The sequence below is a fragment of the Streptomyces sp. NPDC024632 genome, from assembly GCF_055559175.1.
The window spans coordinates 108,538-123,071 of record NZ_JBVHLD010000011.1 but is presented as its reverse complement, the minus strand read 5'-3'; the positions used below and the strand labels follow the sequence as shown (position 1 = coordinate 123,071).

The 14,534-nt window shown below is 71.6% G+C and carries 13 protein-coding genes; 10 read left to right on the top strand and 3 right to left on the bottom strand.

The genetic code is table 11. The features are described from left to right. Nucleotides 1-77: 77 nt before the first annotated feature. Complete coding sequence (locus ACZ37P_RS23395) at nt 78-776, bottom strand: bifunctional DNA primase/polymerase (RefSeq protein ID WP_391050354.1); 699 nt, start codon at nt 774-776, stop codon at nt 78-80. A gap of 311 nt (nt 777-1,087) precedes the next feature. On the opposite strand from ACZ37P_RS23395, the gene nsdA reads away from it, so the two are divergent. The 6 genes from nsdA (at nt 1,088) to ACZ37P_RS23365 (ending at nt 9,398) form a co-directional block, all read left to right on the top strand. Next, complete coding sequence (nsdA, locus tag ACZ37P_RS23390; protein WP_355346356.1) at nt 1,088-2,572, top strand: transcriptional repressor NsdA; 1,485 nt, start codon at nt 1,088-1,090, stop codon at nt 2,570-2,572. 355 nt (nt 2,573-2,927) lie between these two features. Then, nucleotides 2,928-4,265, top strand: coding sequence for an ammonium transporter (locus ACZ37P_RS23385; RefSeq protein WP_391050352.1), 1,338 nt, complete (start codon nt 2,928-2,930; stop codon nt 4,263-4,265). Beyond that, complete coding sequence (locus tag ACZ37P_RS23380) at nt 4,262-4,600, top strand: P-II family nitrogen regulator (RefSeq protein WP_355346362.1); 339 nt, start codon at nt 4,262-4,264, stop codon at nt 4,598-4,600. The genes ACZ37P_RS23385 and ACZ37P_RS23380 overlap by 4 nt, the downstream gene beginning before the upstream one ends. 70 nt (nt 4,601-4,670) lie before the next feature. Further along, nucleotides 4,671-7,106 carry a [protein-PII] uridylyltransferase gene (locus ACZ37P_RS23375; RefSeq protein WP_467348456.1) on the top strand — a complete coding sequence of 812 codons (2,436 nt, stop codon included), beginning with the start codon at nt 4,671-4,673 and terminating at the stop codon, nt 7,104-7,106. 135 nt (nt 7,107-7,241) lie between these two features. Continuing rightward, complete coding sequence (gene ffh, locus ACZ37P_RS23370) at nt 7,242-8,801, top strand: signal recognition particle protein (protein WP_391050350.1); 1,560 nt, start codon at nt 7,242-7,244, stop codon at nt 8,799-8,801. A 72-nt stretch (nt 8,802-8,873) separates the two neighbouring features. Then, the gene (locus ACZ37P_RS23365; RefSeq protein WP_391161455.1) at nt 8,874-9,398 is read left to right on the top strand and encodes a GNAT family N-acetyltransferase; all 525 of its coding nucleotides are present in this window, start codon (nt 8,874-8,876) and stop codon (nt 9,396-9,398) included. Between the two features lie 64 nt (nt 9,399-9,462). On the opposite strand, the gene ACZ37P_RS23360 is transcribed toward ACZ37P_RS23365, so the two are convergent. Both ACZ37P_RS23360 and ACZ37P_RS23355 read right to left on the bottom strand, forming a co-directional pair. Then, entirely contained in the window at nt 9,463-9,969 is a 507-nt protein-coding gene (locus ACZ37P_RS23360; RefSeq protein ID WP_467348453.1) for a ribonuclease FAU-1 family protein, read from the bottom strand. 263 nt (nt 9,970-10,232) lie between these two features. Further along, nucleotides 10,233-11,108, bottom strand: coding sequence for an SAM-dependent methyltransferase (locus ACZ37P_RS23355; protein ID WP_467348451.1), 876 nt, complete (start codon nt 11,106-11,108; stop codon nt 10,233-10,235). Between the two features lie 212 nt (nt 11,109-11,320). Here ACZ37P_RS23355 and proS point away from each other — a divergent pair, with 212 nt between their 5' ends. From proS to ACZ37P_RS23335, 4 genes are all read left to right on the top strand, one after another. Beyond that, nucleotides 11,321-12,733 carry a proline--tRNA ligase gene (gene proS / locus ACZ37P_RS23350; protein WP_355346380.1) on the top strand — a complete coding sequence of 471 codons (1,413 nt, stop codon included), beginning with the start codon at nt 11,321-11,323 and terminating at the stop codon, nt 12,731-12,733. A gap of 198 nt (nt 12,734-12,931) precedes the next feature. Continuing rightward, complete coding sequence (locus ACZ37P_RS23345; protein ID WP_467348450.1) at nt 12,932-13,522, top strand: hypothetical protein; 591 nt, start codon at nt 12,932-12,934, stop codon at nt 13,520-13,522. A 149-nt stretch (nt 13,523-13,671) separates the two neighbouring features. After that, a complete protein-coding gene (rpsP, locus tag ACZ37P_RS23340; protein ID WP_355346383.1) occupies nt 13,672-14,124 on the top strand; it encodes a 30S ribosomal protein S16 in 453 nt (150 codons plus the stop codon). Between the two features lie 2 nt (nt 14,125-14,126). Continuing rightward, on the top strand, nt 14,127-14,366 hold the full coding sequence (locus tag ACZ37P_RS23335) for an RNA-binding protein (RefSeq protein WP_355346386.1): 240 nt from the start codon (nt 14,127-14,129) through the stop codon (nt 14,364-14,366). Nucleotides 14,367-14,534 lie beyond the last annotated feature (168 nt).

Genomic DNA, 14,534 nt, shown 5'->3' with positions numbered 1-14,534 from the left:
TTGTGTACGGCAGGCGGCAGGCGGCAGGCGGCAGGCGGCGAGGAGCGAGCGGCAAGCGCCGAGCGGGACGGCAGGGCTCAGGCGAAGGCGCTGTCGCGGTGGCTGACGTACGCCAGAGTGCCGAGCAGGAGGCGGGCCTCGGGGGGCTGGGCGGCCGAGTCGAGGACCGGCTCGCGCAGCCAGCGGACCGGGCCGTGGCCGCCGAGGTCGGACGGGGGAGCCGTCACGTGGTCGCCGGGGCCCAGGCAGCGCAGGTCGAGGCGCGCGTCGTCCCAGCCCATCCGGTAGAGCAGGTGCGGCAGCTCGGCGGCGGCGCCCGGCGCGACGAAGAACTGCGCGCGCCCCGTCGGCGTCAGCAGGACCGGACCGAGCCGCAGTCCCATCCGCTCCAGCCGTACCAGCGCCCGGCGCCCGGACGCCTCGGCCACGTCGAGCACGTCGAAGGTCCGCCCCGCGGGCAGCAGCACCGCGGCCCCCGGCACCTGTGACCAGGCATGGGCGGCCCGCTCAAGCGTGGTGCCCGCAGGGATCTCGTCGGCGAAGGGCAGCGGATGCGCGCCCGGCTCCTTGCAGTCGTCCGCGCCGCACGAGCACGAACCGCCGCCGCGCGAGGCCCGCGCGCCGGGCACCACGGCCCAGCCGCACAACCCCGTGTACTCCGCGACAGTGGTGCACACGGCGGCGCGCGTTCGCCGGCGCGCGCCGGGCCGAACCCCGGACCGCCCTCCGGTCCGCTGCTGCCGGATCTCCCGCATGCTGCCGATCGTGAACACCATGACACCTCCAACGGATCGCCGCGCCCGATGGTTACGCACCCGCCTGACCTCGTCCGACCGGCATGTGTCAAGTGAATCGCCTGTCGCCATAGTCGAGTTCATTCGAAGGGGTGGCGAATGGTGGCGTTTCCGCAACAACGGTCGCGGACGGGTGATCGTAGGATTACTTTCGGTTCGTAGGCCGACGAGGGCCGTCCGCACGCCTGCTCGGTTGTGCCGCAGGCATGCCTACGGCGGTGCGTGCGGTGTCGACAGGACTCAACCAGCCCTGGTATCCAAAGGGTTGAGCTAGTTCGGATGGGGGCTTGACCGTGGGCGGCACACAAGAGAAGCAGCCCAACGCGCAGTTGACCTCCTGGTTCGTGCGCAGCGGCTGGTCCAAGGGCGAGCTGGCCCGTCAGGTGAACCGCAGGGCACGCCAGTTGGGCGCCCACCACGTCAGCACCGACACCTCACGCGTGCGCCGCTGGCTCGACGGCGAGCAGCCCCGCGAGCCCATCCCGCGCATCCTGTCCGAGCTGTTCTCCGAGCGCTTCGGCTGCGTGGTGCCCGTCGAGGACCTGGGGCTGCGCTCCGCGCACCAGCCCGCCGCGGGCGGCGACGTCGACCTGCCGTGGGCGGGCCCGCAGACCGTCCAGTTGATCAACGAGTTCTCCCGCAGCGACCTGATGCTCGGCCGCCGCGGCTTCCTCGGCGCCTCGCTCGCGCTGTCCGCGGGCCCCGCGCTCATCGAGCCCATGCAGCGCTGGCTGGTGCCCACCGGCTCCGCCGCGGGCGGCCCGCAGGGCCCATCGGGGGCCGACGGACCGCTGCTCACCGCGCCCCGCGACACCGCGGGACGCCCCTCAAGGCTGTCGGAACAGGAGTTGCAGCTCCTGGAGTCCACCACCGTGATGTTCCGCGAGTGGGACAATCAGTGCGGTGGCGGCCTGCGCCGCAAAGCCGTCGTCGGCCAGCTCCACGAGGTCACCGACCTGCTCCAGGAACCGCAGCCCGAGGCCGTGGCCCGCAGGCTGTACCGGATCACCGCCGACCTCGCCGCGCTCGCCGGATGGATGAGCTACGACGTCGGACTCCAGCCCACCGCCCAGAAGTACCTGGTCCTCGCGCTGCACGCGGCCAAGGAAGCGGGCGACCGGCCGCTCGGCGCCTTCATCCTGTCCTCGATGAGCCGTCAGATGATCCACCTGGACCGGCCGGACGACGCCCTGGAGCTCATCCACCTCGCGCAGTACGGCAGTCGGGATTCGGCCACCGCCACCACCCAGGCGATGCTGCACTCGCTGGAGGCCCGCGCGTACGCCAACATGGGCCAGGTCAACAAGTGCCACCGCGCCGTCCGGATGGCCGAGGACACCTGGAGCGACTCCCGCCCGGCCGAGGACCCGTCCTGGATCAGCTTCTTCAACGAGGCCGAACTGAACGCGGAAAACGCGCACTCCTACCGCGACCTCGCCTACATCGCGGGCCGCAGCCCCACGTACGCCTCCCTCGCGCACCCCGTCATGGAGCGCGCCGTCGAGCTGTTCAGCGACGACCCGGTGCACCAACGCGCGTACGCGCTCAATCTGGTGGGCATGGCCACCGTGCACCTGCTCCAGCAGAACCCCGAGCAGGCCGCGCACTTCACCGAGCACGCCATCACCGTCGCCAAGCGGGTCCGCTCCGAGCGCGTCAACACCCGTATCCGCAAGACCACCCAGTCCGCGGTACGCGACTACGGCGATGTCGCCGAGGTCGTCGCGCTCTCCGACCGGCTCTCGGCGGAGCTCCCGGAAGTCGCCGCGTCCGCGTGAACGTCAACGCGTCCGCGTAAACGCCGCCGCGTCCGCTGTGGCGCGGCCCTCCGCGTAACGCGGCATTACTGTCACGCCTGTCCCGGCCGTCCCGTATACCGACGGGTATCCGACCGGCTTCCCCGACTCGTGGCCGGTCCGTATCCGCTTCGTATCCCATCCCACGTCACACGCGTATACAGCCTTCCGGTCACGTACGGCCGGTTCACCTTCACGTAACACGCGCGACTTCTTCGTCACGGCGCCGAAACACCGTGCGGCATCGTCGGAAACCCGCCTGAGCGAATCTCTTGGCGAAAACCGGCCCAACCCTTGCACCGCCCGCACGGGCCGTTCGGATGACGAGGAGACGCCGATGGCACCAGCCATCATCACGCTGGCCGCGGATGCGCCCAAGCTCGATACCGGAAGTACGGCGTTCATGCTGATCAGCGCCGCCCTAGTGATGGTGATGACCCCAGGTCTCGCCTTCTTCTACGGCGGCATGGTGCGCGTCAAGAGCGCCCTGAACATGTTGATGATGAGTTTTATCAGTCTGGGCATCATCACCATTCTCTGGACGCTGTACGGATTCAGTTTCGCCTTCGACAGCGGTAGCGGCTTCATGGGCGGCACCGACTGGCTGGGCATGCGCGGTATCGGTATCTCGGAGCTCTGGCCCGGATACGGCATCCCGGTCTATGTCTTCGCCGTCTTCCAGCTCATGTTCGCGATCATCACCCCGGCGCTGATCAGCGGCGCCCTCGCCGACCGCGTCAAGTTCACCGCATGGGCGCTGTTCATCACCCTGTGGGCCACGGTCGTCTACTTCCCGGTCGCGCACTGGGTGTGGGCCTCCGACGGCTGGCTGTTCAAGAAGGGTGTCATCGACTTCGCCGGTGGTACCGCGGTGCACATCAACGCCGGCGCCGCGGCCCTCGGAGTCATCCTCGTGATCGGCAAGCGCAACGGGTTCAAGAAGGACCCGATGCGCCCGCACAGCCTCCCGCTGGTCATGCTCGGCTGCGGCCTGCTGTGGTTCGGCTGGTTCGGCTTCAACGCGGGCTCCTGGCTCGGCTCCGACGGCGTCGCCGCCGTGGCCTTCACCAACACCCAGGTCGCCACCGCCGCCGCGATGCTCGGCTGGCTGATCTACGAGCGGATCAGGCACGGCTCCTTCACCACCCTGGGCGCCGCGTCCGGCGCGGTCTCCGGTCTGGTCGCCATCACCCCGGCCTGCGGCTCGGTCTCCCCGCTCGGCGCCATCGCCGTCGGTCTGATCGCCGGTGTCGCCTGCGCCGCGGCCGTCGGCCTGAAGTACCGCTTCAACTACGACGACTCGCTCGACGTCGTCGGCGTCCACATGGTCGGCGGCATCGTCGGCTCCCTGCTCATCGGCTTCTTCGCCACCGGCGGCGTCGGCCAGACCGCCAAGGGCGTCTTCTACGGGGGCGGCTGGCACCAGCTCGGCCTCCAGTTCATCGGCGTCGGCGCGGTCCTCGGCTACTCCCTGGTGTGCGCCGCGATCCTCGCCAAGCTCATCGATGTCACCATGGGCTTCCGGGTCACCGACGACGAAGAGGTCACCGGCGTCGACCAGGTCCTGCACGCCGAGACCGCGTACGACTTCGCGGGTGTCGGCGGCCGGTCCTCCGTCCCCGTGCCCGGTGCGAACAGCGAGGCGGACGCCTCCAGCAAGAAGGTGGACGCGTGAAGCTCATCACCGCCGTCGTGAAGCCCCACCGGCTCGACGAGATCAAGGAAGCACTCCAGGCGTTCGGCGTCCACGGCCTCACGGTCACCGAGGCCAGCGGCTACGGTCGGCAGCGTGGACACACCGAGGTCTACCGGGGCGCGGAGTACACCGTCGACCTGGTGCCGAAGATCCGCATAGAGGTACTGGCGGAGGACGCGGACGCCGAACAGCTCATCGAAGTGATCGTGAAAGCGGCCAGAACCGGCAAGATCGGTGACGGCAAGGTGTGGAGTCTGCCGGTCGACACGGCCGTCAGGGTCCGCACCGGCGAGCGCGGCCCCGACGCGCTTTAGTGCCGTGACCGGCGGTGTTCGCCGGGAGGGGCATCAGGACCACACCATTGGCCCCCAGCGTGGAGAACGAGTGACCGACAGCGTCGAAGCGCAGGACAGCAGTTACGCGGCGGCCCGGCTGCGTCTCCTCAACGAGGAGGCGCGGTCCGGGCCGCCGCGCCGTGCGGCCCTGGCCGCCCTCACCGACCAGTGGCTCGCGCAGCTCGCCACCGAGGCCGCGGCGGCCACCGGCACCACAGGCTTCGCCCTGCTGGCCGTCGGCGGCTACGGGCGCGGCGAGCTGTCACCGCGCAGCGACCTCGACCTGGTGCTGCTGCACGACTCGCAGAAGACCGTCGCGGCCCTCGCCGACCGCATCTGGTACCCGGTCTGGGACCTCGGCCTGGCCCTGGACCACTCGGTACGCACCCCGGCTGAGGCCCGGCAGACCGCGGGGGAGGACCTCAAGGTCCAGCTCGGCCTGCTCGACGCCCGGCACATCGCGGGCGACTCCGCGCTCACCGCGGCCCTGCGCAGCAGCGTCCTGGCCGACTGGCGCAATCAGGCACCCAAGCGGCTGCCCGCGCTGCACGAGATGTGCCAGGAGCGCGCCGCACGCCAGGGCGAGCTGTCCTACCTGCTGGAACCCGACCTCAAGGAGGCCCGCGGCGGCCTGCGCGACGCCACCGCCCTGCGGGCCGTCGCCGCCTCCTGGCTCGCCGACGCGCCCCGCGAGGGCCTCGAAGAGGCCCGCACCACCCTGCTGGACGCCCGCGACGCCCTGCACCTGGCCACCGGCCGCGCCACCGACCGGCTCGCCCTCCAGGAGCAGGACCAGGTCGCCGACGCGCTCGGCCTGCTCGACGCCGACGCGCTGCTGCGCCAGGTCTACGAGGCCGCCCGGCGGATCGCGTACGCCTCCGACGTCACCTGGCGCGAGGTCGGCCGCGTCCTGCGCTCACGCCAGCAGCGCCCCCGCCGCCGCGGACTGCTCGGCCGCGGCCGTACGACCCCCGCCGCCGTCCACACCCCCGAGCGCGTACCGCTGGCCGACGGCGTCGTGGAGCAGGAGGGCGAGGCCGTGCTGGCGCTGGCCGCCAGACCCGACCGCGACCCCGTCCTGGCGCTGCGCGCCGCGGCGGCCGCGGCCCAGGCCGGGCTGCCGCTGTCGCTGCACGCCGTCCGCAGGCTCGCCGCGTCGGCCAAGCCGCTGCCCGTGCCGTGGCCGGGTGAGGCCCGCGAACAGCTCGTGACGCTGCTGGGCGCCGGTGAGTCCACCGTCCAGGTCTGGGAGGCGCTGGAGGCCGAAGGGCTGATCACCCGGCTCCTGCCCGACTGGGAGCGGGTCCGCTGCCGCCCGCAGCGCAACGCCGTACACCGCTTCACCGTCGACCGGCACCTGGTGGAGACCGCCGTGCAGGCCGCAGAGCTGACCCGCCGCGTCGGCCGCCCCGACCTGCTGCTGACCGCCGCGCTGCTGCACGACATCGGCAAGGGCTGGCCCGGCGACCACAGCGAGGCGGGCGAGGTCATCGCCCGCGACGTCGCCACCCGGATCGGCTTCCACGAGGCCGACGTCGACACCCTCGCCCTGCTGGTCCGCCACCACCTGCTGCTCATCGACACCGCGACCCGCCGCGACCTCGACGACCCCGAGACCATCCGGTCGGTCGCCGAGACCGTACGGGACACCTCCACGCTGGAACTGCTCGCCGCCCTCACCGAGGCCGACGCGCTGGCCACCGGGCCCGCCGCCTGGAGCACCTGGCGGGCCTCGCTCCTGGCCGACCTGGTCGACCGGGTCGCCGGGGCGCTCGACAGCGGCGCGCTGCCGCAGGTCGCCGACCGCGAGCCCACCGCCGAGGAGGAACGCCTGGTCATCGAGGCCGCCCGCACCGGCGGCCCGGTGCTGGCGCTGCACGCCCACACCGAGCCCGAGGCCGAGGGCGACGCCCAGGACGAGGCGCTGGGCGTGGAACTCGTCCTCGCCGTCCCCGACCGGCCCGGCCTGGTCGCCCAGGCCGCGGGCGTCCTCGCCCTGCACCGGCTCACCGTCAGGGCCGCCGACCTGCGCGCCGTCGACCCCCTCGGCGAGGGCCCGATCGCGCTGCTGACCTGGCGGGTCTCCGCCGAGTACGGCGCGCTGCCCGAGGCCGCCAGGCTCCGCGCCGACCTCGCCCGCGCCGTCGAGGGCACCCTGGACATCGAGGCCAGGCTCGCCGAGCGGGAGGCCGCCTATCCGCGGCGGCGCGGCATCACCCCGCCGCCGCCCCGCGTCAGCGTCGCCCCCGGCGGCACCTCCCAGACCGCCACCGTCCTCGAAGTCCGCGCCCACGACGCCCCCGGCCTGCTGCACCGCATCGGCCTCGCCCTGACCGCCACCGCCGTCACCGTCCGCTCCGCGCGCATCTCCACCCTGGGCGCGAACGCGGTCGACGCCTTCTACGTGGTCGGCAAGGACGGCGAGCCGCTGCCGCCCGCCCGCGCGGCCGAGGTGGCCCGCCAGGTCGAGAAGGCGCTGCGGTGACGGGGCGGTCGCGGCGGCGGCGATGAATCGCGGTCGCGGCGGCGACAATGAATCCGGGGCGAACCGAACGGGGGTCGGCCAAGTACCCTTGAGGACGACCACCGCCCACCCCCGACGCGAGGATCCACGACCGACGTGTTCGATACCCTCTCCGACCGCCTTGCAGCAACCTTCAAAAACCTCCGGGGCAAAGGCCGTCTGTCCGAGGCGGATATCGATGCCACCGCGCGCGAGATCCGGATCGCGCTGCTCGAAGCCGACGTCGCCCTCCCCGCGGTGCGCTCCTTCATCGCGAACGTCAAGGAGCGCGCCCTGGGCGCGGAGGTCTCCAAGGCGCTCAATCCCGCGCAGCAGATCGTCAAGATCGTCAACGAGGAACTGGTCGGCATCCTCGGCGGCGAGACCCGCCGCCTGAGGTTCGCCAAGCAGCCGCCGACCGTGATCATGCTCGCGGGCCTCCAGGGCGCCGGTAAGACGACGCTCGCAGGAAAGCTCGGCAAGTGGCTCCAGGGCCAGGGACACACCCCGCTGCTGGTCGCCTGCGACCTCCAGCGCCCCAACGCCGTCAACCAGCTCAGCGTCGTCGCCGAGCGCGCGGGCGTCGCCGTCTACGCGCCCGAGCCGGGCAACGGGGTGGGCGACCCCGTCAAGGTCGCCGGGGACTCCATCGAGTTCGCGAAGACCCAGCAGTACGACATCGTCGTGATCGACACCGCGGGCCGCCTCGGTGTCGACGAGGAGCTGATGCGGCAGGCCGCGGACATCCGCGACGCCGTACGCCCCGACGAGATCCTCTTCGTCGTCGACGCGATGATCGGCCAGGACGCGGTCAACACCGCGGAGGCGTTCCGCGACGGCGTCGGCTTCGACGGCGTGGTGCTGTCCAAGCTGGACGGCGACGCCCGAGGCGGCGCCGCGCTGTCGATCGCGCACGTCACCGGCAAGCAGATCATGTTCGCGTCGAACGGCGAGAAGCTGGACGACTTCGACGCGTTCCACCCGGACCGGATGGCCTCCCGGATCCTGGGCATGGGCGACATGCTGTCGCTGATCGAGAAGGCCGAGCAGACCTTCAGCCAGGCCGAGGCCGAGAAGATGGCCGCCAAGCTGCAGAGCAGCAAGGGCGGCAAGGACTTCACGCTCGACGACTTCCTGGCCCAGATGGAGCAGGTCCGCAAGATGGGCTCCATCTCCAAGCTGCTCGGCATGCTGCCGGGCATGGGCCAGATCAAGGACCAGATCAACAATCTGGACGAGAAGGACGTCGACCGCACCGCCGCGATCATCAAGTCGATGACGCCCGGCGAGCGGCAGGACCCGCACATCATCAACGGCTCGCGCCGCGCCCGTATCGCCAAGGGCTCCGGCGTCGAGGTCAGCGCGGTCAAGGGCCTGGTGGAGCGGTTCTTCGAGGCGCGCAAGATGATGTCGCGGATGGCCCAGGGCGGCGGCATGCCCGGAATGCCGGGGATGCCCGGCATGGGCGGCGGTCCGGGGCGGCAGAAGAAGCAGCAGAAGCAGGCCAAGGGCAAGCGGCAGTCGGGCAACCCGATGAAGCGCAAGGCGGAGGCCGCGGCTGCCGCCGCCCGCCGCGAGCAGCAGGGCCAGGGGCAGGAGGGCGACAGCCCGTTCGGTCTGCCCCCGGGCGGCGAGAACTTCGAACTGCCCGACGAGTTCAAGAAGTTCATGGGCTGAGCCCGGCGACGGGACCCGGCGGCGTGCGCATCCCGGAGGCGCGCACGCCGTACGGGAGGCGATGATGGGCGCATGCGCGTTTCCATTCGAGAGCCCAGGCCCGCAGACGCCGAAGCCCACCGCGCGGCGGTGCTGCGCTCGGCGGAACACCTCAGACCGTGGAATCCGGTGGACCCGGACGGCTTCCACGAGCTGCTGCGGCAGCAGGGCGGCGAGCTGCGGACCTTCCTCATCGTCAACGACGAGGACGGCGGCCTGGTCGGCAAGTGCAATGTCGCCAACATCGTGCGGGCCCGCTTCCGCAACGCCGCGCTGGGCTACGACAGTTACCTGCCGTACAACGGCACCGGCCGGATGAGCGAGGGGCTGCGGCTGGTGGTGGACCGCTGCTTCACCAGCTATCCGAACGGGCTCGGGCTGCACCGCCTGGAGATCAACGTCCAGCCGGACAACAGCCGTTCGGTCGCGATGGCCAAGCGGCTCGGTTTCCGCCACGAGGGCTTCTCGCCGCGCATGCTCTTCATCAACGACGCGTGGCGCGACCACGAGCGGTTCGCGCTCACCGCCGAGGAGTGGCCGGGCCTGCCGTCCGACTGACGACCGGCCGCCGTACGCGTACCCGTATCCGTATCCGTAGGGGTGCGGTCGCAGGGCCCGGCGCTCAGGCCAGCAGCCCGCGCAGCCCTCCGGCCCGTGCCAGCGCCTCCAGTTCGTCCAGCGCGCGCACGGCCCGCCCCGCGGCCTCGGGGTCGGTGCCCGGCAGGCCGCTCGCCGCGAACTCGTCCTCGTCCAGGCGCAGTACGGCCGTGCCGTCGGCGGACACCCACAGGTCGAGGTCCAGATCCTCGACGGTGAGGCCGTCGGAGGCCACGAGCGCGGGCCTGGCGATGTCGCAGTACCAGCCCTTGAGGCAGCCGCGCCCGTCGCGCACCTCCTTCACGGCGTACCAGCGGTCGCGCCAGTAGGTCTCGGTGAACACGTCGCCGGGCTCGAAGCGGACGAAGCCGAAGTCCCTGGCCTCGGGCGCCGCCCAGTCGGCGCGTACGGTCACGCGTACGCCGTCGTCGTGCAGCACGGTCGCGGGATAGCGGCGCTTCTCGCGGCCGGCCTTCGTCAGGCGGACGGTGGTCGGGGCGGCGGCCGGGAGCGGCGGGGGAGTGTCGGGCATGCCGCCGACCCTGTCCGACGCGCGGCGGGGCGGGCCACCGAATTTCCGCGGACCGCCTGGTTCTGCGCGAGCCACCGAATTTCCGCGGACCGCCTGGTTCTGCGCGGGCCACCGGATGCCCGCGGACCATCGGATTCCTACGGCCCCGCGAGGTTTCGGCGGGTGGGCCGGCCGGACCGCGTGCGCCGCTTCGTATACGACGTCGGCGCGGGTTCGGACGCGGACCCGTTATCGGAGCGGGGCAAGATTTTACCTACGCCCGCCTACGCCCGCCTCCGCGCGGCCTGCCCGCCGGGCCGGTCTGCGCCGGGATCACCCGCGTCCGGCGTGCGGACGATCAGATACCGGAAGACGTTCTCCATCCGCACCGAGCCGTCCGGCCGCCGGTACGGGTGCAGCGCCTCGGCGATCTCCTTGTCGACCTGCTGCCGGTCGGTGGCCTCGACCGCCGCGTCGAAGAGCCCGGTGGAGAGCAGACCGCGCACCGCGCTCGGCAGATCCGGGTAGCCGAAGGGGCAGGACACCCGCCCCGAGCCGTCAGGGCGCAGCCCCGCGGCGAGCGCCAGATTCTCCAGGTCGTCCCGGCCGCTGAGCCGTACCTCCCGGGCGGCGGGCCCGCGCGGCTCCGCCAGCCGGGTCGCCACCCGCAGGACCCGCGAGGTCGCGCACCGCTCGGGCGGACCCCAGCCCGCCAGGACGATCGCGGTGTCGGGGTCCGCCGTGGCCGCGGCGGCGCACAGCGACGGCAACAACTCGGCCGCGGGAGCCGCCGGGTCGAAGGCCGTGACCAGGTCGAAGCCGCCGGTGAGCCGGTGCGGAACACCCGCCGTCAGCCGCGTCCTGCCCCGGGCGCGCGCCGGTGCGCCCCAGGGATGCGCGGGAAGCAGCCGCTCGCGGGCCAGCGCCAGCCGCTGCTCGTCCGTCTCGAAGCCGGTGACGGCCGCGCCCCGGTCCGCCGCCAGCAGCAGCGCGAGCCCCGCGCCGCAGCCGAGGCCCAGTAACCGGGTGTCCGCGCCGACCTCCAGCCGGTCGTACACGCTCTCGTACAGCGGGACGAGCATCCTTTCCTGGATCTCCGCCCAGTCCCGCGCCCTGCTCTCCGCGTCGGACCTGGTTCCGCGATAGAGCGTAGAAGCCATCGACCGCCCCAATCAGATGTGCGCCGTCGTTTTGCCCCCGTGGTGCCGTACCTGCCGCTTGCGTCCCCGAAAGCCAGACAACTGCTGAATCCCGACGCCGTCCAGGGTCCGGAGTGCCCATTTTTGGAACTACCCGCCCAGGCGCCGCACCGGTCCCGGGGCCGACCGGACCGATTCACGCTCGGGGCGAGCGGGGCCGTAACATCTGCGTCATGGCAAAGGCTCCCGTTCTCACCCCCCAGGCGGACGATTTCCCGCGCTGGTACCAGGACCTGATCAGCAAGGCCGAGTTGGCCGACAACGGCCCGGTGCGCGGCACCATGGTCATCCGGCCTTACGGCTACGGCCTGTGGGAGCGGATGCAGCAGGACATGGACGCGCGGATCAAGGAAGCGGGCGCGCAGAACGCGTACTTCCCGCTCTTCATCCCGCAGTCGTACCTGACGCGCGAGGCCGAGCACGTCGAGGGCTTCGCGCCCGAGCTCGCGGTCGTGACGCACGCCGGCGGCAAGGAGCTGGAAGAGCCGATCGTCGTCCGGCCCACGTCCGAGACGATCATCAACGAGTACTTCTCCAAGTGGGTGCAGAGCTACCGCGACCTGCCGCTGCTGATCAACCAGTGGGCGAACGTGGTCCGTTGGGAGCTGCGCCCGCGGCTGTTCCTGCGCACCACCGAATTCCTCTGGCAGGAGGGCCACACCGCCCACGCCACGTACGAGGACGCGCGCGCCTACGCCGCCCGGATCCAGAAGGACGTCTACGCGGACTTCATGGAGAACGTGCTGGCGATGGACGTCGTCCTCGGCCGCAAGACCGCCAAGGAGCGGTTCGCGGGCGCGATCAACACCCTCACCCTGGAAGGGATGATGGGCGACGGCAAGGCGCTCCAGCTCGGCACCAGCCACGAGCTGGGGCAGAACTTCGCCAAGGCGTTCCACACGCAGTACCTGTCGAAGGACGGCACGCAGGAGCACGTCTGGCAGACGTCCTGGGGCAGCACGACGCGGATGATCGGCGCCCTGGTGATGACGCACGGCGACGACAACGGGCTGCGGGTGCCGCCGAGGCTCGCGCAGACCCAGGTCGTGGTGCTGGCGATCAAGGGCGACGAGGCGGTCGTCGCCAAGGTGCGCGAGATCGGCGAGACGCTGCGCGCGGCCGGGCTGCGCGTGCACGTGGACGACCGCACCGACACCCCCTTCGGCCGCCGCGCGGTCGACTGGGAGCTGAAGGGCGTGCCCGTCCGCGTCGAGATCGGGCCGCGCGACCTGGAGGCGGGCACCGCGATGCTGGCCCGCCGGATTCCCGGCGGCAAGGAGCCGGTCGCGATCGACACCCTGGCCGACCTGCTGCCCAAGGTGCTCGAAGAGGACCAGGCGACGCTGCTGCGCGAGTCCCGCGAGCGCCGGACGTCCCGCACCGTGGACGTCACGACGATCGAGGAGGCCGCCGAGGCCGCCGCCACCGGCTGGGCCCGCATCCCCTGGGCCGACCTCGGTCCCGAGGGCGAGGCCAAGCTGGCTGAGCAGGGCGTTTCCGTACGCTGCCTGGTCGCGCCCGACGGTTCGGTGCCGGATGCCGATGACACCCCGGGCACGCTGGCGATCGTCGCGCGCGCCTACTGAGGCCGCTCGCGTCCGCTGACCGAAAAGCGGCGTGCGTTATATGTGAATCGTCCGTCGATGGGGCGGGTGCGCGGGTTCTCCACAGACCTGCACACCCGCCCTTCGTCATGCGCATCATCCGGAACTGACCGATCAGTGCAAATTATTTACGGTAGCCCGGTATCGGAACACCGGGAGCGCCCGGCTCGTTGTCACGGCGTGAGCACGACACCACCTGTTCTCGCCGCCGAGCTGGCAGTCGCCTGGGCCGATATTCAACGGCACCATTCCGAGCTGCCCGACCTGGCCGCGCCCGAGTCCCTGATCGGAGAGTCGTCGTCCGCCTGCGGCAACGAGCTCTCCTTCGAAAGGCTGCTGCACGAGGCCGTGCACGGGATCGCCGCTGCCCGCGGAATCCGTGACACCTCGCGTGCCGGCCGCTACCACAACCGCCGATTCCTGGCCATCGCCGACGAAATGGGCCTCGATCACGCGGAGGAGCCGCACCCGAGCAGCGGCTTCTCCCTCGTGGTGATGCGCCCGGACACCCGGAAGCGTTACCGGGTCACCATCGACCGGCTGCAGCGCGCCCTCAAGGCGCACACCGTGGCCACCACCGCCGACACCGCACGCTCCTTCCGCGGGCCGGCCGCCAGGCACGGCTCGTCGGGCGGCGGGGTACGGGTCAAGGCCGTGTGCGACTGCGGGCGCAATGTCCGGGTCGTCCCGTCGGTGCTGGCCCAGGCGCCCATCATGTGCGGGGCCTGCGGGCAGCCGTTCCGGATCCCGGAGGTCGTCGGGGTCGGCTGAGTGTGGCAGAATGTCCAGTCGAGAACTCGACAGCCGTGCAGGAACCCTCTCTCCTTCGGCTGACGCGTCCACCGGGCGCGACGACTCCCACAACCCCACGTGGAAGTCCGCCGTGCCCAAACACGTCAATTCCAGGAGAACCCACTCCCGTGGCAGTCAAGATCAAGCTGAAGCGTCTGGGCAAGATCCGTTCGCCTCACTACCGCATCGTCGTCGCCGACTCCCGTACCCGCCGTGACGGCCGGGCCATCGAGGAGATCGGCCTGTACCACCCGGTGCAGAACCCCTCGCGCATCGAGGTCGACTCGGACCGCGCGCAGTACTGGCTCTCCGTCGGCGCTCAGCCGACCGAGCCCGTGCTCGCCATCCTGAAGCTCACCGGCGACTGGCAGAAGTACAAGGGCCTCGACGCCCCGGCACCGCTGCTCGTCGCCGAGCCGAAGGCCGACAAGCGCGCCCTCTTCGAGGCCGCCGCCAAGGACAGCGCGGACGAGCCCAAGGGTGAGGCGATCACCCCGAAGGCGAAGAAGTCCGAGAAGTCCGAGAAGAAGGCCGATGACACCGCCGAGGCTCCGGCCGCGGCCGAGTCGACCGAGGCCTGAGCATGCTCGAGGAGGCCCTTGAGCACCTCGTGAAGGGCATCGTCGACAATCCTGACGATGTGCACGTGGGTATGCGCACCCTGCGTCGCGGCAGCGTGCTCGAGGTCCGGGTGCACCCCGACGACCTCGGCAAGGTGATCGGCCGCAACGGCCGTACCGCCCGCGCGCTGCGTACCGTCGTGGGCGCCCTCGGCGGCCGTGGTGTCCGTGTCGACCTCGTTGACGTGGACCAGGTTCGCTGAGCGGGCCGACACAGAGAACACCGGCGCGGGGGGGGGGGGGGGGGGGGGGGGGGGGGGGAGGGGTGGGGGGGGGGGGGGGGGTGGCGGAGGAGCACAAATGTGCTGCGGACAGCCCCAGTTCAACACCGGCTACAGGCACGAGACAGAGCCGCTGGTCCGCCGCTACGC

Excerpts from the sequence above, each read along its gene's own strand:
- ACZ37P_RS23360 (WP_467348453.1), bottom strand. The coding sequence starts at position 9,969 with ATGCCCGACACTCCCCCGCCGCTCCCGGCCGCCGCCCCGACCACCGTC.
- ACZ37P_RS23365 (WP_391161455.1), top strand. The coding sequence starts at position 8,874 with ATGCGCGTTTCCATTCGAGAGCCCAGGCCCGCAGACGCCGAAGCCCAC.
- ACZ37P_RS23335 (WP_355346386.1), top strand. The coding sequence starts at position 14,127 with ATGCTCGAGGAGGCCCTTGAGCACCTCGTGAAGGGCATCGTCGACAAT.
- proS (WP_355346380.1), top strand. The coding sequence starts at position 11,321 with ATGGCAAAGGCTCCCGTTCTCACCCCCCAGGCGGACGATTTCCCGCGC.
- ACZ37P_RS23385 (WP_391050352.1), top strand. The coding sequence starts at position 2,928 with ATGGCACCAGCCATCATCACGCTGGCCGCGGATGCGCCCAAGCTCGAT.
- ACZ37P_RS23355 (WP_467348451.1), bottom strand. The coding sequence starts at position 11,108 with ATGGCTTCTACGCTCTATCGCGGAACCAGGTCCGACGCGGAGAGCAGG.
- ACZ37P_RS23395 (WP_391050354.1), bottom strand. The coding sequence starts at position 776 with ATGGTGTTCACGATCGGCAGCATGCGGGAGATCCGGCAGCAGCGGACC.